Below are 26,931 nucleotides of genomic sequence, written 5' to 3' on the forward strand. Positions count from 1 at the left end.
CCAAATTTATTACAACCTGTTTTACTTCAAAGTATAAATTATTTACGTACAATTTGCTATAAATACTACTCATAAATATAAAAATACTTGAACTTCATCTAAAATATAAACCTTTACACATAAGATATATCTCTGATATATCTCTGATATATTAAGTATATTACCTTTTATTGAAAACGTCAACTTTTTTCGCTAATTTTTTTACCAATTTTTTTATAGTTGTAACTTCACCCAATCTTTCATTTCCATATTAATAAATGTATATAAATTTTTAAACAAAAAGAAGTAAACTGTAGGACAGTACAGCTTTTTTTCTGTTTCTATCTTACAGTTTACTTCTTCTTATTAATAGAATTAGTCAAAAATTAAACATCTCTCTTATTATTATATTTTATAAAATTCTTCATAAAATAATAAAATGCATTAATTTCTAATTAAATTTATACTTCCTACTAGTTAAATAATATGCATACCTAGTTATTTTTCTTCCAAGATTACCCCAAAGATTAGATACTATACCAAAAAGACGATATCTCATACGCAAATATACCTTTTCATCTACGTTCTTTAAATATAGCCATAGTTCCTTTTTCTTTTGAAGGTTCTCTTCAGTTCCAGACACCACAAGAAGTACTGACGAAATAGTCATCATCATAGAAAGATAGTTTTTCATATAGTCATCCAGACGTTTATTAGGTATTCTGCCAATAGTACAATAGAAGTCAATCATTAGCTTAGTCACACGAATTTGCTGATCTATTCTCTTTATCATAATTTTCTCATTGACAGATTGATCTTCTCTTCCAATAAAGTATCTATATAAATCAATATTCATATAATAAATAGTTTTAACATATGGCAGTGGCTGATAAACAAATAGATTGTCCACATAAAATGTATGCTTTGGTAGTACAAGTCCGCATTCATGTAAAAGCTCTGTATTATAAATTACAGAATGCATAAGAATATACTGCGACATCTTAAATTTACCAACATCACTCCATCCAAATACCCTATTTTCTGGCATAACATTTTTATATCTTACCACATGACTGGTATTATCTGCCGTATGCTCATAAACATAATTGCACATCATCATATCCAGTTCTTTTCCCTGTTCATGAAGCTCTTTAAGCACAGATATTACCTTCAACATTCCAGGCACATCCAGCCAATCATCAGAATCTACCACCTTAAAATATAGACCAGAAGCATTTTTTATACCAGTGTTTACAGCTTCTCCATGGCCTCCATTTTCCTGATGTATTGCTTTAATTATACTAGGATACTTTGCAGCATAGTTATCGGCAATTCTAGCAGTTCCATCGGAAGAACCATCATCAACAAGTATTATTTCTACGTCTTCTCCCCCTGGAAGTAGAGTTTCTATGCAATGCTCCATATAGGCCTCTGAATTGTAACATGGAACTGTAAATGTTATTATCTTCATTAATCGTTTCCTTTCTCGTCAGAAATAATTTTATCAGCTAAAATTAATGCTCTTTCAATTATTGCATCCATATTATAATATTTATATTCTGCTAATCTACCAAGTAAATAAAAGTTAGAAAAGTTCTCAGTAAGTTGTTCATATTTTTTGTAAAGCCCTAAATTCTCCTCATTTAGGATAGCATAATAAGGTATTTCATCTTCAGTTCCTGTATATGCCTTTGGATATTCTTTCATAATAGTAGTTTTTCCGCAAATATTCTGACCTGTTAAATGCTTAAACTCAGTAATTCTTGTAAATGGCTCATCCACAGTATAGTTTACCGTTCCCTTTGGTTGGTACCAAGTCATATCATGTGTTTCAAACAAGAAATCTAAGGTTCGATAAGGTAATCGTCCAAACTTACAATTAAAGAACTCGTCTAGAGCACCAGTATATATTATAGTTCCATTAAATGGTTTACCCCTAAAAAACATATTACTTTCATTTATTTCAAAAAGTTCATTTGCATCTGTGTTAACCCTTAAATGTATATTAGGATTGTCCAACAGCTTCTCAAAAAGAGAAGTATATCCATCAGATGGCATTCCTTGATATGCATCCTGAAAATATCTATTATCTTGTGAAATTAGTACAGGAACTCTAGCTATAACAGATGGATCTATATTCTCAGGAGTAACTCCCCACTGCTTTTGAGTATAATACAAAAACACATTATTATAAACAAAATCAGCTAATTCCTGAAGATCAGGATCTGTCTCACTGCGAAGCTGTGCAATAGTTAATCTTGTACCCATACCATAAACAGAAACAAGCTTTTTTTTCAACATTTCTGCTTTTTCAGTATTGAAGGTCATATTAAGAGAATTCAGATTAAATGGTACTGGTATTAATTTTCCATGAAGATTTGCTAAAACCTCATGTGAATAATCTCTCCACTCTGTAAATCGTGAAACATAGTCATATACTCTTTTATTATTAGTATGAAATATATGAGGTCCATATTTATGAACTAATATTTCATCCTCATTAAAAAAGTCATAAGTGTTACCCCCTATATGGCTACGTTTTTCTATAATTAATACCTTCTTGCCTGCCCGTTCTGCTAATTCACGAGATATCACTGCACCCGCAAATCCACAACCTACTACCAAACAATCATATGTGTTATTCATTAGTTAATATTTCCTCCATTCATCGGATATTATGTCTTATATAAAAAGTCATACACTTTATTTTATCATAAATAATTATTATATAAAATGTCACTTATTTTTTATGATAATCTTTGTTTATATCATTGTCAATAATGTATCCAACATGTTTAACAAATGTAATAAAAATGTAACAAAATACCCATTATAAACTTTTGATAAAAGAAATACTATTTTAGTTTCTATTCTTATTAAAATTGTTGATTTTTTCGACATTAATTTGTTATAAACATTATTCTTTTTATAAATATTTCTATTTGTATTATTTATACTATCTATTTTTTATTTTAATTCAAAAAAATAATTAAAATATGTTGATTTTTGTCAATATGTAATTTATTATATTATATATTAGATAATTTCAAAACAAGTGATTAAATTCAAAATTAAGTGAATTTTAAAAAACATTCAAATTTTCTTTACTCAGAAGTTAGTCAAAATTATCTATATTAACTAATAATTACTTTTCTGTATTAAAAGTAGAACAAAACTATAATAAAAAAGGAGCAGATAAAATGAACTTTAAAAATTTCAAGCTAAATAGTATTCGCACCAAATTAGTTATTAGTTTAATATCAATTTGTTTAATTCCCTTAATCATATCTGGATCCGTTTCTTATATGGAATCGAAATCAATACTTAACAAAAAATTATCTCTTACTAGTTCTCAATCACTTTTAGAAATAGAAAATGGTCTTACTAATTACTTTAATGGATTTTCAGATATAGTTTCTCTTACTGCAAGTAATCCAGGCATTGTAAATGTTGATACAGACAATAATACTGGAATTGTATCAGAAATATTAAAAGGTGTAAAGGAAAGTGATAAAGATATACTTGGAGTATATTATGGAACTTCCTCTGGCAAATTTACAATATATCCCAATGTGAAAATGCCTGATGGATACGATGCAACAAAAAGGGACTGGTATAAACAAGCTTTAGACAATAAAGGAAAAGTTATAATAACTCCCCCTTACAAGGATGCTGCTACTGGAAATAGTGTTGTTACACTTGCAAAAACAGTAGAAAAAAACGGACAAGTAGTTGGAGTTATTGGAATGGATTGTTCATTAATTACACTTTCACAAAAAATATCCTCACAAAAAATAGGTACTACAGGATATATGTTTATTGCTGATACATCAGGTACTGTTTTAGCTCACCCTACAAAAGAACTTATTGGCACAAAGGAAGCTACCAATTTATCCTTTTGGGATAAAGTAAAATCAGAAAATAGCGGTTTTATAAATTATACATATAATGGTTCTAAAAAATTTGGAGTATATAAAACAAATGAATTAACAGGCTGGAAGTTAGTAGCTTGCTTAAATGAAACTGAACTTTCTAGCGACACAATGGCCATATTACAAATAACTTCTTTAATAATATTAGTAATGGCATTACTTGCAGTGGGTCTATCCTTATTATTAAGTAAGGGAATTTCTAATAACATTAAAAGGTTAAAAGATGTGTTCGCTAAGGCTTCAAATGGAGATTTGACAGTATCCATAACCTCTACAACGAAAGATGAATTCAAGGATTTAGCTGAATCATTCAATTTAATGATGAAAAATATATCAGAGCTTATAAATAATGTAACAAGTTCCTCCGAAACTGTATTAGATACATCCACAATCCTTGCTAATATATCCGAGGAAGTAACAGCTTCCATAACTGAAGTTTCAAAAGCAATAGAAGAAGTTTCTTTAGGTGCAACAGAACAAGCACAAAATGCTCAAAAAGGTGCTTCGGAAATGGAAGACTTATCCGCTAGACTAGACAAAATTAATGTTAGTTCTAAAGAAATGGATAAAATTTCAAAAGATACTAAAGAATTAGGCTCAAAAGGACTTTCTCTGATAGATACTTTAATAGAAAAATCAGATAAAGCTAAAATAGCTACTAAATCAGTAAATCATGTAATTCGTGCTATGAATGAAAGTGCTAAGCAGATAAGTCTTATATCTGAAACAATATCTGATATAACATCACAAACTAATCTTTTATCATTAAATGCAAGTATAGAATCCGCACGTGCTGGCGAAGCTGGTAAAGGATTTGCTGTGGTAGCAGAAGAAATAAGAACTCTTGCTGAACAATCGCAAAGCTCCACAGAAAAAATAAAGGAAATTATAGCTGCTATACAGAAGAAATCAGAAACAGCAGTAAGTGCTATTAATTCAACAGAAGCTGCAGTAAACGATCAGTATTTAGCAGTAAATAAGACTGAAGAAATATTTAATAATATTTTAAAATCCATTGAAACGATGATTACTAAAGTTGATGAAGTAAAGATGTCTATCGTTGATATAAATGATAAAAAGCAATCTACAGTAGCTGAAATTGAAAATATTTCATCTATATCTGAGCAAACAGCTTCTGCTTCACAAGAAGTTACTGCTTCTACAGAAGAAATAACTGCTACTATGGAAGATTTTACACAGCATTCAAACGAGCTTCAAATGTTAGCAAAACAGTTAGAAACACAAATAACTAAGTTTAAAGTTAACTAACTTAATTTTTAGCTAAATATGAGCATATTGTGACGTAAAGGTACAGTGGAAGTTTGGATTTTAACTTTTACTTCGTGATATATGATAAGGGTGTCATCACGGCTAAATGTTTTAATTATTCTAAAGCTCGAAATTTTTGAAAACCTAAGAACTTTGTCAAACTCGGTTTCCTCAGACAGGACTAAAGTTCTAAGGCTTTCAAAAATTTTGAACTAAGAATAATACTAAAACAATTTAGCTAATGTGAGGACATCCTTATCATATATCACTGCATAAAAGTTAAAGTTCAAACTAGTAACTTCAAATGTACACATCTAATTGCATTGTTATAGATACTTTTAGTAAGCAAAAGCATATTTGTACCAATAACTTATAACGCTCAAAAATTAATGCTGAATATGCTATTGCACTAATATATTTAGTTTAAAAAGCAATTGCTTACACATGGTGACATGAAAATGTAGTTAAATTTCAAGGTAGATATATTAACTATCAACATTTAGCCTCTACATATATGGTCCTATAGCCTTAAGAAAAGCCTCAATAAATTAGGCTATACCATAATATATTGTTAAACTAGATAATAAGTATTATGTGTACAGGTAATGGCACTAAGAAGTAACTTTTCCTAATCACTCAGTTACTTGCCTCATATGATAAGCATACCACTTACTAATTAATCTTTTCAAAGAAGCCGCTGCTGGTACAGCTATAAGCATTCCTATAAGCCCACCTACATTTCCACCTACAAGAATTGCAACCATGGTAAATACCGGATGAAGTCCAACACTATCCCCTACTATTTTAGGTGCTAATAAATTATTGTCCACTTGTTGGACTACAAGCATTCCAATAATCGCCCATAATGCTGTAATAGGCTCTCCACTTAATAATGCCATAATTACTGCTAAAACAGTTCCAACAACAGGTCCAATATATGGTATCATATTACAAATACCTGCAATAATTCCTATCATTAATGCATAGTCTATTTTAATAAAATACAATACTATAGCTGATAGAACTCCTACAATACCAGCTTCCAATAGCTGTCCTCTTATATATCTATAAAATGTATCATCTACAATATTTAATATTTCTTTTAATTTATTGCCTACCTTACTTTTTCCAAATATAAGATCAAAAATCTTATTCCATAAATCCATAAAATATTCAAAATCCTGTATTAGATAGATACTCAACACCACGGCTATAAAAAATGAAGCTATATTTCCACCTATGGACACAACAGAATTTGTTATTGAACCTATACTGGCAGAAAAATATGACTGTATAGAACTTACTATTTCAGCAATTTTATCATTTAAATTACCTGGTATTGATATATTTAAACTTGCTAGTTTTTCATTTATAGAAGTAACAGACAATGTAGAATTCTTTAAATAATCAGTAAGAAACATTCCCATATTGGATATAGTCACATTACTAGAAACTTTTCCTCCAACCATAATATATATTCCACTAATAACAGCTACAAAAATCCCTGTTACTAACGCATATATTACTAAAATTCCAATTGCTCTTCTACTAGATGGTTTTTTCAATATTTTTTTCTTTTCTAAAAAATTTTCAACACTTTTTACACCTGGTTTCAACAGGTACACAATTACTAATGCAATAAAAAATGGTTTTAAAACACCAATAATTTTATTTAATGTGTTATTGAGTAAGGATAATATACCTCCTACATTATTAAAAAACATTATAACCGCATAAACAAAAATCACTGTTGCCGCGGCATATACACAATATTGTAATAACTTTTTATCTATTTTCATCTTCGCCTCTCTACTTTAATCAAGTTATTTTTTATTTTTTCTATATAATTACTTTGCAATAATAATGGACTTTACGCAATTATTAAAGTTTAAATCTTAAATTTTGAAATTTGTTCTTTTAATTTTTCAGAACTATTTTTGGATTTCTTTGTCAACTGAAAAATATCATTGGATTTTAAAGTTACGTCCATTACTTTTTGTGCAATGTCAGTAGTTGCATTAACTCCTTCACCTGATAATTTGGCCATTCCATCAATAGATTTTAATACATCTTTTATCCTAATCAATAATTCTTCTGAAGTAGAATTAAAATTTTTAATAAGCTTATCCACAAATTTTGCATCTTCGCTATACTTGTCCGCAACATCAAGCAATGTTTTATAGTCATTTTGCACATCATTAGATACAAAATCAAGTAACTTATTTGAACTACTTGAAAGCTCATTAACTGATGCTGTAACTTTTCCTGTAACACTTTGTATCTGCATAACTGTATTCTTTGACTGCTCTGCAAGCTTTCTAATTTCCTCAGCTACTATTGAAAACCCTCTTCCTGCCTCTCCTGCACCAGCAGCTTCTATAGCTGCATTTAATGCAAGCATATTGGTTTGAGAAGTTATTTGTATTATAGATTCGGATAAAACATTTATTTGATCTACAATTTTTGAATTTTCAATAGCTTTTTCAAGTTCTTCCTTTGTTTTGAAGAAAATATCAGAAGCCTTTCTCTGTGCATCATTTACACTTTCTTTTGTATAAACTGCCCTTTTACTAATCTCCAAAACTTCATTTACAGCATTTTGAGAATTCTTTGCTATAGATTCTACTGATTTTTCAATCTCTTGCGCAGTAGTATTCATTTCTTGTGATGATGCTGCCGTTTGCTCCATACCTGCAGATAACTCCTCTGTATCTTCTGACACAGCTTCTATATTTGAATTCAATCCATCAACCTTTACAGAAACATCATCAACTACATGTTTAATATTTTCTGATTCCTCCATTACATTTTCTATCATTTTCTTGAAAGTTTCTGTAGTGTTGTTTAAATGCTGTGCAATTTCTTTAGTTTCATCATTTGAATTTATCTCACAAGTACTTTTCAAGTCACCATTTGAAATATTTTGTAGAAATTCTTGTATTTTATTAATGTTTTTAGATATGCGTTTTACCATAATAGTGGCAAGAACAATACCTAAAGCTATAGCACCTAAAGATACTAATACAATTATTATCATAATATTTCTTACCTTGGAAACTATATTTTCCTTTTCCACTCCAACAAAGAAAGCACCTACAACTTTGCCACTGGAATCTTTAATTGGTGTATATCTTGTTTGATATACACTTCCTACTACAACTGCCTCACCCTCATATGCTTTTCCTTGTTTTAAAACTACATCAGCAACTTTGTCAGACATTTTAGTTCCTACAGCTCTTTTTCCATCCATCATAACATTAGTTGAAACCCTTGTATCATTTAAAAATATAGTACATATAGAATTAGTATCAGTTTTTATATTATCTACCAGTTCAGTATCTTCATTTAATATCTTTTTACCTTTAAGAAGGTTCTCCCCTTCTATTTTCCAATCCCCTTGATATTTTTCATTTAAAATTCTATAACCGCTATTGTTACTAATTTTAAGCTGATTGGTTACATTTTCTTCAACAATGCCATTAATTTTATAATATACAATAGATAAAATTGCCGAAGCTAAGAATAGTAACATTAAAGTAATAACGGAAATTATCTTTCCTTTAAACTTAAACTTTATTATTCTGTTCATAATTATGCCCCCCATTTACTATTTTACATATTAAACATGAGTTTCTATTGTCTATATTCGTCATAAAGATATAAAATCCTTTGTAAATTTTCTAAAACTTGCAATTAACTTAAAAATTTGCAGTATCTATTGCAATATTTTTTAATTATACTAGCTATAATTAATCAATAACTATTTTGGAAATTATTCAGTTAATTGATATTATTGACATAAATGTTAATAAATATTTAGTTAACATACTTTAACTCTATTGACGACATTAGTATATTGTAGTAACATAAACTTGTAAATACAAAATTAAATAATAGAAATCCCAGGGGGGCTGGTGTTACCAGCTGAGAGTAAAAATATTAATTTTTAGACCCTATAACCTGATCTGGATAATACCAGCGTAGGAAGAGGCTTTATATAATTAAGGATTATAGGTACAAACCTCTTGTTGGTTTGTACCTTTTTAATTTTAAGCAATAAATTACATTGCATTTCAAATAAAATACAAGTTCAACAAAACTTAATAATGAGGAGGATTTAAAATGAAATTTTCAGATACCCTATACAAAAGCGTTAAAGACATTTGGGATTCTTATTACATACATCCATTTGTTAGGGGAATAGGTGAAGGAACTCTAGATAAAGATAAATTTAAATTTTATATGATACAAGATTATATTTACCTATTAGATTACGCTAAAGTTTATGCTTTAGGTGTAGTTAAAGCTGAAACAGAAGAAGTAATGCAGGGTTTTTCCAGCACAGTAAATAGTATATTAAATGGTGAAATGAATATTCACCGCTCTTATATGGAGGAATTAGGAATTACATCAGAAGAAGTTAAAAACACTAAAGCATCACTTGCCAATACTTCATATACACATTACATGCTTGCTGTTTCTCAAGCAGGCTCTTTGGGAGATGTTGCTGTTTCATTGTTATCCTGCGCATGGAGTTACTTAAAAATTGCTACAAATTTAAGTAAAATTAATGGTTCTTTAGACCATGAATTTTATGGCAAATGGATAAAGGGTTATATCTCAGAAAATTATAAGGAAGAAGTACAATGGCTTTTAGATTTAGTAGATAACCTTGGAAACTACTTGTCAAAGAAAGAATTAGATAGGTTAACAGAAATATTTATAAACTGTAGTAAATATGAACTCATGTTTTGGGACATGGCCTATAACAAGGAGATGTAATTTTTTATGTTAAAATTCTGCAATATTAATTTCAAATATGAAAATGATGCAGCTCCTCTTATAGCGAACTTGAGCTTCAAAGTACATAGAGGAGATTTTATAAGTATAATAGGCCCAAGCGGATGCGGAAAAAGTACTATATTCAGGCTTGTTTGTGGTTTAGAGCATGGATATTCTGGAAACATTTTCATAAATGACAATGATATTAATAATTTAAAAGGTTATATAGGCTATATGCCTCAAAAGGATTTATTAATTCCCTGGAGAAACATTTTAGAAAATGCTTCACTTCCACTTGAAATACGTGAAAATAACCCCAAACGAGCTAAGAAGGAAGCAGAAAAATTTTTAGAAACCTTTGGTCTTGGAAGTTATAAATATAAATATCCAAAGGACTTATCAGGTGGAATGAAACAAAGAGTTTCATTTATAAGAACTTTGCTTACCGGTTCTGAAATTATGCTTTTGGATGAGCCTTTCAGTGCTTTAGATGCTATAACTAAAATATCAATGCAAGAATGGCTGCTAACTCAATGGTCTTCGTTTAAGAAAACCATATTATTTATAACTCATGATGTTGAGGAAGCTTTATTTCTATCAAGTAAAATATTAGTGGTTTCCCAAAAACCTATAACTCAGCTAAAGGAAGTAGTAGTTCCTCTCAGTTATCCAAGAGATAGGCACATGTTAAGCAGACCAGAAATATTGGACATAAAAGAAAAACTTATAAATGAATTGAAACAGAGGATTGAACTATGAAAAAATACACATCATCAATAATTGTAGGAATTTCATTTTTTTTAATTTGGGAAACTATAGCACGAAAAATAGATGCAGCGTATATATTGCCATCCCCAAGCAAAATTTTACAAAGAACTTGGGAACTAAGGGATCCTTTATTTACAGTACATCTTCCTGCTACACTATGGGTTACTTTTTTAGGACTTGTTATATCCTTGATTTTCGGAGTATTCTTGGCCATACTCATGAGTTTAAATGAAAAAATCCAAAATGCAATATACCCTCTTGTGGTGGTAACTCAAACTGTACCAATTACAGCTTTGGCTCCTATATTTGTACTTTGGTTTGGCTACAGCATATGGAGCAAGGTATTGGCAACCATACTTATGACTTTTTTTCCTATTACAATTAATGTATATGATGGACTTAGGTCCACTAAGAGAGAAATGGAAGAATTATTAATTACTTATGGAGCTACCAAAAAAGATATATTTATTAAGTTAAAATTGCCTTCAGCATTACCATATTTTTTTTCAGCACTAAAAATATCTGTACCACTTAGCGTAATAGGTGCTGCCATTAGTGAATGGCTTGGAGCTCAATCAGGTCTTGGATACTTTAGTAAAAGAATGATGACTCAACTAGATGGTGCAGGAGTCTTTGCACCTATAGTAATTTTATCTCTTATCGCAGTAATATTTGTTTTTATAATAGATATTTTAGAAAATAAACTAATAAAATGGAGGAATGAAGTGTGAAAAAATTTAAGTATTTAGCTTTATTATTAGTACTAATATGTTTAATAGGTACAGGCTGCTCTGCTGGCACTCAAAGCAGTAAAAAGGATTCTGATAAGTTAGAGGATGTTGATGTAGTATTGGATTGGTATCCAAATGCAATACACAGTTTCATATATGCAGCTATAGAAAATGGATATTATAAAGAACAGGGATTAAATGTTCATATTAAATTTCCATCCAATGCAACAGATCCGTTGACGCTTACCGCTGCCAACAAAGCAACTATAGGAATCTATTATCAACCTGATATAATAATGTCCAGAGCTAATGAAAACATTCCTATAAAATCCGTTGGGGCCATAGTTCATACACCTTTAAATGTGGTTATTGCTTTAAAAGAAAAAAACATAAACTCTCCAAAGGATCTAGCTGGAAAAACTATTGGTTTTTCAGGAAATCCTTTAAATGTAGAATATGTTAAAACTATGATCAAAGCTGATGGAGGAGATCCAAGTTCAATAAAAACTATAGATGTAGGTTTTGAGCTGCTTTCTTCTATGACAACTAAAAAGGTTGATGCCACAACTGGTGGACTTATAAATCATGAAGTCCCTGTTTTAAAGCATGAAGGACATCAACTAAATTATTTTGACCCATCAAAATATGGAGTTCCTAATTATTATGAAGAAATTTTTGTAGCTAGTGACAAAACAATAAAAGAAAAACCTGAAACTCTAAAAAAATTTATGAAAGCTTCACAAAAAGGATTTGAATTTATGAAGCAAAATCCAGACAAAGCATTAAAAATTTTAATGAATAATCAACAAAAGGAAAACTTTCCTCTTGTAGAGGCAGTTGAAAAGGAAAGTATGAGCACACTACTTCCAAAAATGGATTCAAAAGAAGAACCATTTTTAACTCAAAATAAGAAGGTTTGGGAAGATCACATAAATTGGTTATATCAAAAAGGTCTTATAAAACAGAAACCAAAGGCTGAAGATTGTTTTGTAAATATTAACGACTTAAAATAAATATTAAAGAAAGAGATGTTTAAAATGTACATTTATTCATTTTAGCATCTCTTTCTTTTGTTATTTCAATTTAATTCAACACATTATTTTATTTTCAAAACATTAAAATATAAATTTTAAAAATTATTATTTGTAAATATTAATTTTTTCAACTATAATTTAATATTAATTTCAATATTTATTTTCAACACATATAAAATGTACAGGGAGGAATTTAAAATGGCACTACAACAAAGAAGGAAGGCTTTTGAATTTATAGACCTTCATAAAGATGAAATGTTATGTTTACTGAAAGAACTTGTAAATACAGAAAGTGACACTCGAAATAAAGATTCAGTAGATAACTTGGCTCAAAAATTGAAAGAAATACTTTCTAGAATTGGAATGAATACAAGAATAGTTGAATATAAAAACTCTGGGAATTCCATCGTTGCAGAATCAGGATCAAACAAATGTAAAAAAGGAGTTATCCTTTCTGGTCATATGGATACAGTTTTTAAAAAAGGCACCCTAGAAAATATGCCTTTTAAAATAGAAAATGATAAAATTTATGGACCAGGAGTTCTAGATATGAAGGGTGGTATTATAATTGCTATTTATGTTATTAAGGCTCTAAATTCCATTGGATATAATGAACGTCCTATAAAAGTTATAATTTCAGGTGACGAAGAAACTGGTCATTGCAATTCTAAATGCAATGAATTATTTATCAATGAATCAAAAGGATTTGGAGCTGCCTTCAATTTTGAAACTGGATTTCTTGACAATGGAGTAATCGTAGGACGAAAAGGCGTTGCTGAATTTAGTTTAGAAATAGAAGGTATTTCTGCACATGCAGGTAATTCACCTGAAAAAGGAAGAAGTGCAATTCAAGAAATGGCATATAAAATAATAGACATACAAAATTTAAATAATTTTAAAAATGGTACCACCTTTAATGTTGGAACCATCACTGGCGGTACTGTACCAAATGCTATTCCTGACTATGCCAAAATTGAAATAGATGTCAGATATACAAAAGTAAGTGAAAAGTCAAGTATTGAAAATACTCTACAAAGCATTGCATCAAAAACATATATAGAAGGTACAAAAAGCAAACTTAAAGTAAAAAGTTATATGCCTCCTATGGAAACCACCGATGATGTTATGAAATTATTTGAATTTGCCAAAAAAACTTCTTCAGAAATTGGTCTTGGAGATATATACTCTAAAACAACAGGTGGTGGTTCTGACGCATCCTACATAGTTACTGCTGGTGTTCCAACACTATGCGCCATAGGAGTTAAGGGTGAGTGGAATCATACTCCTAGAGAATATGCCACCGTAGAATCTTTATTTGAAAGAGCAAAACTTGTAATTGCATGCATACTAAATCTAGATGAGCATTTAAAATAATCTCATAAAATACTAAAAGCTATGAATTAAGTATTAAAAGAATATGAATAGAAACAAGTAATTTTAGAAATTTACTGTTTATTTTATAAATATTCTTTTAAACCATATTCATAGCTTTTTATATTTAAATTGAATTATTCACTTCATTAAATTCCATTTATTATAATTTTTCAACTTTAACTATAGTATTTTGAATGTAATTATGCTTATTCTTGTATAAAAGTGAAAAATGCAAATTTTAAGAATTGACTTTTTTAATAATATTGTTTAAAATATTATTATTTTAATAAATACATCAGTATTTTTTTAATAAATTGTTAAAAAAACATACTAAAATTTAATTTTTGATTATATAAACTTTTATTCAAGTAACAATTGTTATTGAAAATAATTTTAGAAAGGGGATATTATTAATGAAACGTGAAAATTTACAACAGTACGTTGCTATACTAATTTTTATAATACCATTGATGGTTGGTGTCTATTTACTTGCTTCAAAATCTAGCCCCGATTATAAAAACAACTTAAGACAATTGCAAAGTACTATGGCATTCAATTATACAGATGCCGATGTAGGTATAAACTCATTTAAAACTTTAGTAGAAACCGGGAAAATACAAACTGTTTATTATAATGAAAGTGACTTTATCCTTATAGCAGAAGATAAAACTAAAAAAACCTTCACTTTTGAAAATCCTAAAAATCCTGAATTTAGGCAGTACCTAATGGAACATAAAGTGAAAATTGTTGAATCTTCTAACTCCTACTCTAAAATATTGAGCTCCATTGCTTTTGCTATAGTATTACTATTTATTGTTAGATTACTTACAAACTTTTATAGTAAAAAAACTCTTTCTGCTGACTTGCACAGGGATTCTGTAGAATTTGAAGAATCAAAGGACGTTAAAATAAGATTTAGCGATGTAGCTGGTAGTGAAGAAGCCAAGGAAAATATGCAAGATATAATTGAATTCTTAAAGGACCCTAAAAAATTCGAAGATTTTGGTGCTAAAATTCCTAAAGGTATAATTCTTTATGGTCCTCCTGGAACCGGAAAAACTCTTTTAGCCAAGGCTTTAGCAGGTGAAACAGGCTCTGAATTCATACCAACCAGTGGTTCATATTTTATAGAAAAATACGTAGGAGTGGGTGCTTCAAGAGTAAGAAAACTATTTAATAAAGCTAGAAAAAATTCTCCTGCAATAATATTTATAGATGAAATAGATGCAATTGGAGGAAAAAGAGGATCAGGCAAAGATACAAGTGAAGATGCAAAAACCTTGAATCAATTATTAGTAGAAATGGACGGATTTAATGATAAGGAAAATGTCATAGTTGTTGCCGCAACTAATAGACTTGATATGCTGGACGATGCACTGCTTCGTGCAGGAAGATTTGATAGACATGTAATGGTTGGTCTTCCAGATTTAAATGCAAGATATAAAATATTAAAGGTTCATTCAAAAAATAAACCCTTATCTCCTTCTGTGGATTTATTTCAAATAGCTAAGCAGACAGTTTACATGAGTGGGGCAGATTTAGCAAACGTAATAAATGAAGCATCTATATATGCTATTAAAGAAAACTGTAGTGAAATAACTTTAAATCACATAGACAAAGCTATGAATAAAATAATAGCTGGAGATGAAAAAAAAGACAGGTCCAATATATCAGATGCTGAAAAAAGAATAACTGCATACCATGAAGCCGGACATGCTTTAATAGCTAAATTATTAAATAAATCAAGTGTGCCTAAAGTATCTATAATTCCTACTACAAAGGGAGCTGCTGGATACACTATAATAAATCCAAATGAAAAAATGTTTCAGACAAAAAAGGAAATTTTGAATAAAGTAAGTGAATTATTAGGTGGAAGAGCTTCTGAAGAAATAATATTTGGTAAAGAAAACATAACAGGTGGTGCTGCTAATGATTTACAAAGAGCAACTAAAATGGTAGTAACCTTAATAGCCAAATATGGAATGAGTGAAAAGCTGGGTCTTGTTTGTTTAGATGATAAAGAAATATCCTTAGGAAATGAACTGATATTGAGGGAAACAAAACAAATTTTAGACAAAATCTACAACTCAACTTTAAATTATATAATTGATAATAAGAATAAGCTTCAGCTAATTGCCGAAAAACTTCTAGAAAATGAAATTATAGATGAACATGATCTTGAAGTACTAATAGCAAGTTAAATCTTTACTAACATAAAAAGGAGATGTCTAAAGCACATAAATACATGTATTTCAGATGTCTCCTCCTCCATTTTATAACTAAAGTTTATTTAGCAATTGAGCTTTTAAATTTTGTATTCCTATTCTATCTATCATGTCGCCAAATCTCTCGCCGCTATTACCATTTTCAGCATAATAATCCATAACCTTTTGTGTTACTTCTTCTATTTCATCTAATGCAAATACAGCTTGAAGCTTGTCCCCAATTTTATATTTTCTACCAAACTTACCACCTAAAAATACTGCTACTCCTTCTTTTTTAGTTTCCATAGCCTCAAAATGACAAGCACTGATACATTTACCACAGCCTAAGCATTTTTCTTCATTAAATTTTGTTTTATCATCTACTTTATCCAAGGCACCAGCTTTACATACATTTACACAGGCTCCACAAGCTTTACATTTACTCTCTTCAAATTTAGGGAGTCTTTGTCCCATAAATCCAAGGTCATTTAATTGTGTTTTAGCACAATTATTTGGACATCCTACTATACCTATTTTAAATTTAGCTGGTAAATCATGTGCAAAATATTTTTTATGCAACTGGGCACATAATTTTTGTGTATCTATTAATCCATGAGTACATACTGTACCCTTGCATGAAACAATAGGTCTTACTTTTTTTCCAGTGCCGCCAGCTCTTAAATTAAATGCTTTTAAATCCTCTTTTACACTTTCTATATCTTCTTCCCTTATCCAAGGAATTTCAATTCCTAATCGAGTGGTAAAGCTTATATATCCTCTTCCATATATATTGGCAATACTTAAAACATTGTTCATTTCAGATGATGACATAATTCCTGATACAGCTATAATCCTTAATGTAAAATATTTAGTATCTCTTTGATTTATAAATCCTTCAAGCTTTAACTGTGCTAATTGTTCCTTGTTCATACCTAACTCCTCCATTACAACTCATTATAAATAAAATTATAACAGTTTATTACAAAAATTAAAATGTACACAATAAGCATTAATTTTTTATTAAACTTCAATGTTTCTAAATAAACTTACGCCCTTAGTTACAATGATTTTATATAAAATACAGTCTATAATTAAAAATAATAGAATTGCAATGATACTCATTACAAACTTATCAAAACTAAGGTTTATAGCAGCAATTGCCATAAGTACACTTACACCAATTCCAACCATAATGGCTATAAATCCATTAAAATTTTGTTTTACAGCCTTTACTTCATTGTCCCAATTTAATTTTGGAAAGGCAACATCAATCATTATTCCGAGCATAGCTGAAAATAAAATTCCAGGTATTGATGATACAAAAACTATAAGAATCATATACAATGGTAATTTCATTAAAAATAATACCACTAGAAGCATAGCTACTATGCCTACCATTCCCATAATTGCTCCTGACAAAACTTTAGCTATTAATTGAACATCATAACCTACAGCAATGTATTTGCTTACAAATAAGTTACTTCCTTCTCTAGATATAGCTGTAGAAGTTATAAGGTTACTTGAAGTTATAAATATTCCTGCTGCTAGCGATATTATAATAATTATCCCAATCCACTTTGTATCATTAATTATAGGCACTAATCTTTTAAAGTTTTTAAAAATTTCTGGTTCAGTAAAAAATGGTATTAACAAAAATACTGGCCATAAAAAATTCATAATAATACAATTCATAAAATATATAGGTGTTCTAAACAGTATTTTTAACTCCTTAACCACTAATGATTTAATAGGTGAACTTTTTCGTGATACTTTTTGTAGATCTTTATTATTCAATTTTCTTCTTGCAGAAGGTGCTTCTGAAATTCCTATTACTCCTTTAAAATATAACTTTTCTCCCGATATTAAAAATATAGATAAAGTACATAAGGTTATCATTAAAAATACTATTATATTTTTTAAACCTATAAAACTTCCACTAAATACTATGGCTTTAACAGCTTCAGAAACCCCTGGAAATACCTTACTTGAAATACCAACTAAAGAGTTATTTCCTTCACTTAACATATTCAATATTTGCTGCTGATTCATTCCTGACGTTCCTAGCTTTTGCATCTTCATATTAAAAACTATAGCCAAAACCATAGCTAAAATCCCACCTATAATTTTTAATAAATCTTTGTGGTTTCCCATATTAGTAAATCTCATAATCAATACATTCAAAATGCTGGCCATACTTAATGGTATGATAGGTATAGTTAAAAATAGTATTACAGAATACACATAATATATAGCTCCCATATGCCCTTTTAAGCCATATATTATAAACAAAGGTAATAATATGGCTGTTTCAGTAAGATACTCATATAACAGCGTTATGGTGAATTTTGAAGCTATTATATGCCATGGTTTTAATGGCAGTGGCAATAAATTTTCTATATCCTTTGAAAAATACATTACATTTAAAGAATAAAATATGGCAAAAAAGAATATAAAAATGAAAGTAAAATTTATACCTACAGTAAAAATTAGCCCTTGTTGATTTATCTTATAAAGCATATCATAAGCACTTTCAATAAAATAAATAAATGCTATTATAGTTGGTATGCAAGCTGCAATAATGGTAGCTGCTATTGCAATAGCTTTTATTTTTTTCTTTTTATCGTCATTTAATAATCCATTTCCATTTTTCAAGAGAGCTTTTGTTAAAATTATATATTTACTCATTTTGTGTCATCTCCAAAAATATATTTTCCAAGGATTCATTTTCCTTAAATCCTTCCTTAAGCTCTTTAAAAGTACCGTTAAACATAATTTTACCTTTATTTATAATGGCAAACCTATCACATATTTTTTCTGCTACTTCCAATACATGAGTTGAAAAAAATACTGTATTACCTTTATCTGCATGCTCCCTCATCATTTCTTTTAGGGTAAAGGATGATTTTGGATCAAGACCTGTCATAGGCTCATCCAATATCCATACAGAAGGATCATGAATTAAAGCTCCCATTATAACTATTTTTTGTCTCATACCATGAGAATAGCTCTGTATTTGATCCTTTAGTGCCTTATCCATTTCAAATCTTTCAGATAAACTTTTTATTCTATCTATTCTTTCCTTACTATCCACTTCATAAATGTCAGCCATAAAATTTAAATATTCTATACCTTTAAGCCTTAAAAATATATCTGGATTATCTGGAACAAATCCAAATTGCTTTTTAGCTTTTATGGAATTTTCTTTTATATTTATATTATTTATAAATACATTTCCACTGTTGGCATTTATAATACCTGTAATCATCTTTATAGTAGTGGTTTTACCTGCTCCATTAGGACCTAAAAATCCAAATATCTGTCCATCAGGTATAGTTAAATTCAAATTATCTACTGCCTTTATATTTCCATTGTAGCTCTTATTTAAAGCTTTTAATTCTATCATTTCTTTTTCCTCCACACTAATTAAATTATAATTGTTATATATAATATATAACAATTATAACTACAATGCAATAACCTTTATATAATATTTTTCTTAAATCTAATATTATTTAATTTCAATGTTCCTTACAATATGCTTTTTTATACAAAAATATAAAAATCCTCTAAAATAGATTTTTATAAATTATCTATTCTAGAGGATCATTTCATAAGGCTTTAATCCTATGTTTTTTTTAATTAGCTAAAAAACATTTTTTAATAATCCGTGTTCATTAATCCATATTCTTTAAAACCATAAGGATTGCTAATTTAGCCATATTAAAAATAGAATTTCTTTCTTCGCTAATTACTATTTTTTCATTTATACAGCTTCCATCTTCACTTATTGTAAAAAGTGAAGCCACATTTTTCTTTAAGGAACACTCTATAAGATTATTTAACATTTCCTTAGCACTTTCTCTTTTATTCAATAAATCATATAAATACTCTAAAGCTTTTTCAGCTTTATGAGCATTTTTTTCCTTTAGTATTCCATTTTGTATAGCTTGCTCTAAGGCTAAAATTATCATCTTTCCAACTCGACCTTCAAGTTCAAAATCTTCATCAACACACTTATTACATATAAATTCTACAGATTTATTTAGTTGATTGAAATATATGTCTATATCTTCATCTCCTAAAATAAATGCCATCAATACCATAGCAGTGGTTTCTACCTTATCCTCTGTGCTGCTGTCCTCATAATCAACAAAAGCTCCCTCTGCAAATTGATTCTTAGCAATTATTCTCAAAAGCTTCTTTCTAGGATATTTACTATTTAGATATAAATTATCGCCTTTTAATTTTTGGATTTTTTCTTCCACTATTGTTCCTTCATATGTTTTATACAAAAATCCTGTCTTATCTTCCACATCAAAATTTTCCTCTTCAAATTCATCTGATAGAGTTATTTCCTTAACACTAATTGGAATTATGTTCTTAAGTTCTATACCCAGTACTGGTTCTTCTCTAAGTTCCATAAAAATGAATGTAGTTTCAGGGCTTATTAATCCATTCTTTTTAGATAGTTCTATTACTTTTTGTCTCATAGCTTCCTTTACGTCTCCACGCTGTGACTTCATATTCATCTCAATGGATTTAATTCTCTTTCTTGCCCACATTTTTTTTAGTAAGTTAGCGTTATCCTCTGTATTAAAATTATCTAAATCTACTTTTCTTATATAATCCTTATCACCAACTTCTCCACTTATAACTATTTCATCACTTACTTCACCTATAACATAGGCAAAAATAGAAAAAGCTTCTCTGTTATACATATAATCTATAGTTCTTGGATAAGTTGATTGAACCTTCATATTTCCCCAATCTATTTGTATATCATCCACTTCTGGGTTTTGGATTCTCTTGAATTGTCTTAATACTACATCTTCTATTCTTCGACCCTTATTTATAAACTCAGCTTTTCCAAAGCTCTCATGAGCTAATTTGTTCAAAAAATAATTATTGGTTTCTGAATCAAAGCCAAAAGTAAATATTCTATTGTCTCCTAAGTTTTCCCTTACATAATCTAGTATTTCATCTTCTTCTTCAACTTCATCATCAGTGAAAATCAATATGGTATTATGACCGCCTTCATTTTCAAGACTGTATTTTATGGCTCCAAATATATCTGCATCATCCTCTGTAGTCAAATTTTCTATCCACTGAGATGCTTTTTTTAAAGTTTCAGAATTAAATTCGGCCATTCCCTCATCCCAAAAATACTTTAAAGTTTCTCCCATTGCAATAATGTCAAAGGTATCCCCTTCTTCAAGATTTCTTATACACATTTGAAGTGCATTTTTAGCCTGTTCTAACTTATCGCCTTTCATAGTATCTGAAATGTCTATAAGGAAAACATAACTTTCTTTATCCTCCATTTCATAGTCATCCAGCTTAGGGATCATTCTGAGATAGACTACTCTTCTATCCTCCCCATTTTCTTTGTATTCATAAATCATGCCATCAGCTTCTAAAGGATCTTTTTCTTTCATAATAAGTATGAAATCCTTATCCATAGCTTCATAATCATCTTGTAAATTAATTTTAGCTACAGTATCCCCTTCTCTTTCCACTTTTAACTTATGATAAGGAGATTCAAAATCTAATTTACATAAAGACTCTACTATAATATTAGTTTTAAATTGGAATTCACTATCTTCTGATTTTTTCTTTACAATTTTGTTTACTAAAGTATTCTTCAAATTATTAAGCTTTGAATTCTCATCCATTTTTGTTGGTTCATATATTGCTGGAATTGTAAGCTTAAACTTCTTATCTTTATACTGAAGCTCATCTATATAAGATAATTTTATTTTAACTGTTTCACCACTTACGATTTTTCCTACAGCTATTTTAAAAACATGAGGCTTCAATTCTTCTAAAAATACAGTGTTGTCTCCTCTATTCTTAGCATTTTCATAAATTTTAATTGCCTTTTCTTTTTCCTCTACTATAGTTTTTAGAGTCTTTCCTCCTATCTCTGCTTCAAACCCTGATATTATAGCAGTTTTAGGTATTGGAAAAACATACACTCCTTCTATGTCACCTTTACTTTTATTTTCATACACTTGGTTTATGGATATTTCTGCATATTCCCCACAAATGTTACCATTTATGCTAACTTTCTTTAATATCATCTCTTCACAATTTCCTTTAATCTCCTTCATACTATACCCCATGGACAACCCTCCCTTATCTATAATTTTTGCATTTTAATCCATAGATATATATATTATTTTATTCCATAAAAAAAAATAATATCCTTCATAAAATTCTATTTTTAAATAATATTTTTAGTATTGTTGAAAAAAAGGCTTTTTGCTAATATACTAAATAGTGTTGTGAAAATAGCTAGAAAGGATATGTGAATTAAATGAACTTAATATCTTTAGAAAATATATGCAAAAGCTATGGTGAAAAAATCATTCTAAATAATATATCTTTAGGCATAAATGAAGGAGAAAAGATAGGCGTTATAGGTATAAATGGTACAGGTAAATCCACATTATTAAAAATTACTGCTGGAGCAGAAAATTATGATAGTGGAAACATAATAACTTCAAATACCTTAACAGTAAATTATCTTTCTCAAAACACATCCTTCGATGAAAATGCCACAGTGCTAGAACAAGTATTTAGAGGCGATTCTCCATTAATGAAGGTTCTAAGAGAATATGAAAATACACTTAAATCTTTAGAGAAAAATCCTAATGATGAACATAGACAAAAAAAGCTTTTGGATTTAACTGCTAAAATTGATAGTTTAAATGCATGGCAAATAGAAAGTGATGCTAAAACTATACTTACCAAGCTTAACATTTTTGATTTTGATGCAAAGGTAGCAACTCTTTCTGGAGGTCAAAAAAAGAGAATAGCTTTAGCTGGTGCTCTTATAACACCTTCAAATTTATTGATTCTAGATGAACCTACTAATCATATTGATAATGATACTGTAGCTTGGCTTGAAAATTACTTGAACAATAGAAAAGGTGCTCTACTTATGATTACTCATGATAGATACTTTTTAGATAGGGTTACTAATAGAATTTTAGAAATAAGCAATGGAAATCTCTATAGCTACGCTGGAAATTATAGTACTTTCTTAGAAAAAAAATCCGAAAGAGAAGAACTAAACAATGCTTTAGAAGATAAACGCAAGAATCTTTTCCGCAGAGAATTGGCTTGGATAAGAAGGGGTGCAAAAGCTAGAAGCACCAAACAAAAAGCAAGAATTCAAAGATTTGAGGAAATTAAAAATACTGAATTTGATAAAGCCAGTGATAAGGTACAAATATCTTCTGCAAGTACTAGGCTGGGTAAAAAAGTTATAGAACTGGAAAATATAAATAAATCCTTTGAAAATAAAAAGATAATAGATAATTTTAGCTATATATTTTCCAATAATGATAGAGTGGGCATAATTGGACCAAATGGTATTGGTAAGTCTACATTTTTAAATATCTGTGCAGGTATAATCAAACCTGATTTTGGAGAAGTTCGCATTGGTGAAACAGTAAAGATAGGGTACTTTTCCCAAGAAAATAAAGAAATGAATGAGAGTTTGAGAGTTATAGAATATATAAAAGAAGTTGGAGAATTTTTAAAAGCATCAGATGGTGAAACCTTAAGTGCTGCTACTATGCTAGAAAGATTTTTATTTACTCCAGAAATGCAATGGACACCTATTTCAAAGCTTTCTGGTGGTGAAAAAAGAAGACTTCAACTACTTAGAGTACTTATGAGTGCCCCTAATGTTTTAATGCTTGACGAACCTACTAATGATTTGGACATAGAAACTCTTACCGTTTTGGAAGATTATTTGGAAGACTTTTCAGGAACAGTTATAGCTGTATCTCATGATAGGTACTTTTTAGATAAGGCTTTTAAAAAGCTCCTAATTTTTAAAGGCAATTCTCCCATAGATTATTATACAGGAAATTATACTGAATACATGGATAAATGTGAAATTGAAAAACAGGAAGAAGAAATAAAGGAACCAAGTAAAAAAGATATTAAATCAAACTACAAAGAAAATAAAAATAAACCTTTAAAATTTTCCTATAAAGAGCAAAAAGAATTTGATGAAATAGATGATGTTATTGCAGATGTAGAAAATAAAATACAAGTTGTTGATTCAAAGATAAACTCTGCTGGCAGCGATTATGAACTTCTTCAAAAGCTTTTCGAGGAAAAGAAAGAATTACAAGAAAAACTTGATTATTTGTTGGATAGATGGACTTACTTAAGCGAACTAGCAGAAAAAATAGAAAGTGCTAAATGTCAGGATTAACCTCCTTGACCTTTAGCACTTTTTTATCCGATCGCTACCATTGCTAATACCCCTACCTTCTTCAAGTTGGGGATAAGCACTGCTACGCGCCTGGATAAGTTCTTCTAAGACTCAGATGTAGAGAGGTATTCCTCACAAGCAAACTCCACCTGAGTCTAAGAATCACTTGATTATTCTACTTCTTGAATACTTATTTGTCTTATGTGTTTAGTATGACTCCATTCCTTTTTATCCTTATTTAAAATTCCTTGAACAGTTATAGGAATCCAAGTTAAAGTATATATACTAAACAACATGTACCATATGAATATCTTTAACGAATATTTTCTATCAATCATTCCTATAATGAAAACAAACATCATTATGTAAATAATGGTAATTAGAACTGTGTACTCAATGGACGGAATTATATAGCCCTTATTTACATTTTCAATAGCTAAATGGTGTGTTACTAAAAACTCCTTATATTTACTGTTATCTCTTAAATACCTGAAAATCTCTGAAAATACTACTGCATTTAAAGAATATAAGGCAAATACTCCAAACATTTTTTTAGATAACTTTGTTTCCAATAACATAACTATTGGTGTAAATAAGAATTGACCTATACTAAATATCATCCAAGCATATTGACTATAACTACTTTGACTACTATAAAAAATATCTCTAAAAATCCCATCCAATGTTATTACATCTATACCACTAAAAACTTTGATTAAACTTATTACAGCAGAAGCTGCCATAAACAATGTAAAGTACGGCTGCATAGTATATAAAGCACAATCTAAAGTAATAAAACTTCTTTCTTTTACAGCTTTTTTCATAAGTCTAACGAAAAACCTTGAAAATACATCAGCAAATCCTTGCATCCATCTTTTTCTTTGATTCCAAGATTGCTTTAACGTTAAAGGCTTTTCATCATAAACTATTGCATTATGAGCCCATCCAACTTTATGTCCATTAAGCACTAATTTACAAGTAAACTCTAAATCCTCTGTAAGACAAGTAGAACCCCATCCTAATTTTTTAAGTATTTCTGTATCCATACAAAATCCAGTTCCACCTATCTGACTTGACAACCCTAAATTTGCTCTTCCTAATTGAAATAATCTATTAGCTGTCCAAAATGATATTGAATAAGATTGCGTTATCCACGAATCATCTGGATTTTTACTATCTATATAACCTTGAACAACTTTATATCCTTTAAGCAATTTATAGTTCATTTCATTTAAAAAATTCTTTGAAACTAAATTATCTGCATCAAAAATAGCTATAGCATCATATTGTGTGTCCATTTTAAATATTCTAGCAAACATCCATTCTAACGCATAACCTTTTCCTCTTTTATCTGAAACATTTCTCTCGTATACATTACCACCATGTTTTCTGGCGATTTCTGCTGTTTTATCAGTACAATTATCTGCAATTACAAGAATATCATATAAATCTTTAGGGTAATCCAATTCTTTTAAACTATCTACTATTTTTCCAATTACCATTTCTTCATTATGTGCTGCTACTAGCAACGCAAACTTTTTTTCTGGTTTACAATTTTCTACGTCTTTATCCTCTTTTTTGTAAAATCCAAATAATGAGATGATCAAATAGTACATTGTTAGTATAATTACTGATACTTGAAAAACATTTATGCCACAAATAACAAAATTATAAACGAATTCTCCCATCATAGAAATAAATTCTTTCATTATAAAAAACCTTCCTTTTTATATTATCCTTTAGTTACGTCCAAGTATAAAATACCGTATACTATAATACCACAAATTTCTCACCGCAGTGTTGATTTCAGAATTTTCTGATTGTTAACTTTTTATTACCTCGGTCATAGTTTTTATAAATAGTTGTTTCTTTATCTATTTATAAAAACTATACTGTGTATTATTTAGTTATGTTATAATTTATTTAAAATCATACTATTATTATTGTATTATTTTATAGTTAAATATACAATTATTTATTTTTTGAAAGGTGGTAATTATACAAATGGCTAATACAATTGATTGTAAAGGATTAAAATGTCCTCAACCTGTTATCAATACAAAAAAGTTTTTTGATTCTATAGATGAAGGGCAAGCTACTATTATAGTAGATAATGAAGTTTCAAAGAATAATGTTTCAAAATTTGCTGAAAGCAATGGTTTTAAATACAAAGTTGAAGAAAAAGAAGGCTTTTACTATATAGATATCACTAAAGATTCTTGCAGCTGCAAACCTATGAACTTTAATGACAAAAATCTTGTTATAGTAGTTTCTTCTGATAAGCTCGGTGCTGGTGATGACAAATTAGGTACAACTTTAATGAAAAGTTATTTCTATGCTTTAAGCGAAAGTGATAAACTTCCTTCTGACATACTATTTTTAAATGGTGGTGTTAAACTTACTACTGAAGGTTCTGACTGTATCGAAAGCATAAAAACACTTAAAGAAAAAGGTGTAAATATATTCAACTGTGGAACTTGCCTTGATTTTTATGGATTGAAGGAAAAGTTACTTGTAGGTGAAATTACAAATATGTACACTATAGTTGAAAAAATGAATTCTGCTGATAATACTATTAAATTATAATTTCATATAAGAAAAAAACACAGGAACCTTGAATAAACA

At 29.2% G+C, this 26,931-nt stretch carries 18 protein-coding genes and 1 riboswitch; of the genes, 9 read left to right on the forward strand and 9 right to left on the reverse strand.

What is annotated here, in order from left to right; all coding sequences use genetic code 11:
- Positions 1-430: 430 nt before the first annotated feature.
- Together Q6H37_RS21255 and glf are read right to left on the reverse strand one after the other, a co-directional pair.
- Positions 431-1,450 carry a glycosyltransferase family A protein gene (locus Q6H37_RS21255; RefSeq protein WP_318736344.1) on the reverse strand — a complete coding sequence of 340 codons (1,020 nt, stop codon included), beginning with the start codon at positions 1,448-1,450 and terminating at the stop codon, positions 431-433.
- Positions 1,450-2,625, reverse strand: a complete 1,176-nt coding sequence (glf, locus tag Q6H37_RS21260; RefSeq protein WP_318736346.1) for a UDP-galactopyranose mutase — start codon at positions 2,623-2,625, stop codon at positions 1,450-1,452. The genes Q6H37_RS21255 and glf overlap by 1 nt, the downstream gene beginning before the upstream one ends.
- A gap of 554 nt (positions 2,626-3,179) precedes the next feature.
- Between glf and Q6H37_RS21265 the strand changes: the two genes are divergently transcribed.
- The gene (locus Q6H37_RS21265; protein ID WP_318736348.1) at positions 3,180-5,180 is read left to right on the forward strand and encodes a methyl-accepting chemotaxis protein; all 2,001 of its coding nucleotides are present in this window, start codon (positions 3,180-3,182) and stop codon (positions 5,178-5,180) included.
- Between the two features lie 632 nt (positions 5,181-5,812).
- Here Q6H37_RS21265 and Q6H37_RS21270 read toward each other — a convergent pair.
- Positions 5,813-6,979: an AI-2E family transporter gene (locus Q6H37_RS21270; protein ID WP_318736352.1), complete on the reverse strand. Its 1,167-nt coding sequence runs from the start codon at positions 6,977-6,979 to the stop codon at positions 5,813-5,815.
- A gap of 89 nt (positions 6,980-7,068) precedes the next feature.
- Complete coding sequence (locus tag Q6H37_RS21275) at positions 7,069-8,769, reverse strand: methyl-accepting chemotaxis protein (RefSeq protein ID WP_318736355.1); 1,701 nt, start codon at positions 8,767-8,769, stop codon at positions 7,069-7,071.
- A 305-nt stretch (positions 8,770-9,074) separates the two neighbouring features.
- Positions 9,075-9,185, forward strand: a riboswitch (TPP riboswitch).
- A 117-nt stretch (positions 9,186-9,302) separates the two neighbouring features.
- On the opposite strand from Q6H37_RS21275, the gene tenA reads away from it, so the two are divergent.
- The 6 genes from tenA (at position 9,303) to Q6H37_RS21305 (ending at position 16,070) form a co-directional block, all read left to right on the forward strand.
- Positions 9,303-9,962, forward strand: a complete 660-nt coding sequence (gene tenA, locus Q6H37_RS21280) for a thiaminase II (RefSeq protein WP_318736357.1) — start codon at positions 9,303-9,305, stop codon at positions 9,960-9,962.
- Between the two features lie 6 nt (positions 9,963-9,968).
- Positions 9,969-10,721 (forward strand): ABC transporter ATP-binding protein, encoded by a 753-nt coding sequence (locus Q6H37_RS21285; RefSeq protein ID WP_318736359.1) that lies wholly within the window; start codon positions 9,969-9,971, stop codon positions 10,719-10,721.
- Positions 10,718-11,461: an ABC transporter permease gene (locus tag Q6H37_RS21290; RefSeq protein ID WP_318736362.1), complete on the forward strand. Its 744-nt coding sequence runs from the start codon at positions 10,718-10,720 to the stop codon at positions 11,459-11,461. Before Q6H37_RS21285 ends, Q6H37_RS21290 begins: the two co-directional genes overlap by 4 nt.
- A complete protein-coding gene (locus Q6H37_RS21295) occupies positions 11,458-12,474 on the forward strand; it encodes an ABC transporter substrate-binding protein (RefSeq protein WP_318736367.1) in 1,017 nt (338 codons plus the stop codon). The genes Q6H37_RS21290 and Q6H37_RS21295 overlap by 4 nt, the downstream gene beginning before the upstream one ends.
- A 219-nt stretch (positions 12,475-12,693) precedes the next feature.
- On the forward strand, positions 12,694-13,869 hold the full coding sequence (locus Q6H37_RS21300) for a M20 family metallopeptidase (protein ID WP_318736370.1): 1,176 nt from the start codon (positions 12,694-12,696) through the stop codon (positions 13,867-13,869).
- Positions 13,870-14,282: 413 nt separating this feature from the next.
- Positions 14,283-16,070, forward strand: coding sequence for an ATP-dependent metallopeptidase FtsH/Yme1/Tma family protein (locus tag Q6H37_RS21305; RefSeq protein ID WP_318736373.1), 1,788 nt, complete (start codon positions 14,283-14,285; stop codon positions 16,068-16,070).
- A 78-nt stretch (positions 16,071-16,148) separates the two neighbouring features.
- Here the strand turns inward: Q6H37_RS21305 and Q6H37_RS21310 are convergent, their stop codons facing one another.
- From Q6H37_RS21310 to Q6H37_RS21325, 4 genes are all read right to left on the reverse strand, one after another.
- Positions 16,149-17,003, reverse strand: a complete 855-nt coding sequence (locus Q6H37_RS21310; protein ID WP_318736375.1) for a 4Fe-4S binding protein — start codon at positions 17,001-17,003, stop codon at positions 16,149-16,151.
- 90 nt (positions 17,004-17,093) lie between these two features.
- A complete protein-coding gene (locus tag Q6H37_RS21315; protein ID WP_318736378.1) occupies positions 17,094-18,758 on the reverse strand; it encodes a putative ABC transporter permease subunit in 1,665 nt (554 codons plus the stop codon).
- Positions 18,751-19,476, reverse strand: coding sequence for an ABC transporter ATP-binding protein (locus Q6H37_RS21320; RefSeq protein WP_318736380.1), 726 nt, complete (start codon positions 19,474-19,476; stop codon positions 18,751-18,753). Before Q6H37_RS21320 ends, Q6H37_RS21315 begins: the two co-directional genes overlap by 8 nt.
- Before the next feature lie 271 nt (positions 19,477-19,747).
- The gene (locus Q6H37_RS21325; protein WP_318736383.1) at positions 19,748-22,195 is read right to left on the reverse strand and encodes a VIT and VWA domain-containing protein; all 2,448 of its coding nucleotides are present in this window, start codon (positions 22,193-22,195) and stop codon (positions 19,748-19,750) included.
- Between the two features lie 194 nt (positions 22,196-22,389).
- Between Q6H37_RS21325 and Q6H37_RS21330 the strand changes: the two genes are divergently transcribed.
- Positions 22,390-24,306 carry an ABC-F family ATP-binding cassette domain-containing protein gene (locus Q6H37_RS21330; protein WP_318736385.1) on the forward strand — a complete coding sequence of 639 codons (1,917 nt, stop codon included), beginning with the start codon at positions 22,390-22,392 and terminating at the stop codon, positions 24,304-24,306.
- Positions 24,307-24,476: 170 nt separating this feature from the next.
- Here Q6H37_RS21330 and Q6H37_RS21335 read toward each other — a convergent pair whose 3' ends face one another.
- Positions 24,477-25,994 carry a glycosyltransferase family 2 protein gene (locus Q6H37_RS21335; RefSeq protein WP_318743097.1) on the reverse strand — a complete coding sequence of 506 codons (1,518 nt, stop codon included), beginning with the start codon at positions 25,992-25,994 and terminating at the stop codon, positions 24,477-24,479.
- Positions 25,995-26,310: 316 nt separating this feature from the next.
- Here Q6H37_RS21335 and yedF point away from each other — a divergent pair, with 316 nt between their 5' ends.
- Complete coding sequence (gene yedF, locus Q6H37_RS21340) at positions 26,311-26,892, forward strand: sulfurtransferase-like selenium metabolism protein YedF (RefSeq protein WP_318736389.1); 582 nt, start codon at positions 26,311-26,313, stop codon at positions 26,890-26,892.
- The last annotated feature ends 39 nt before the right edge of the window (positions 26,893-26,931 follow it).

Source organism: Clostridium sp. JS66 (assembly GCF_033561535.1).
Classification (GTDB): Bacteria; Bacillota; Clostridia; order Clostridiales; family Clostridiaceae; genus Clostridium_AM; species Clostridium_AM carboxidivorans.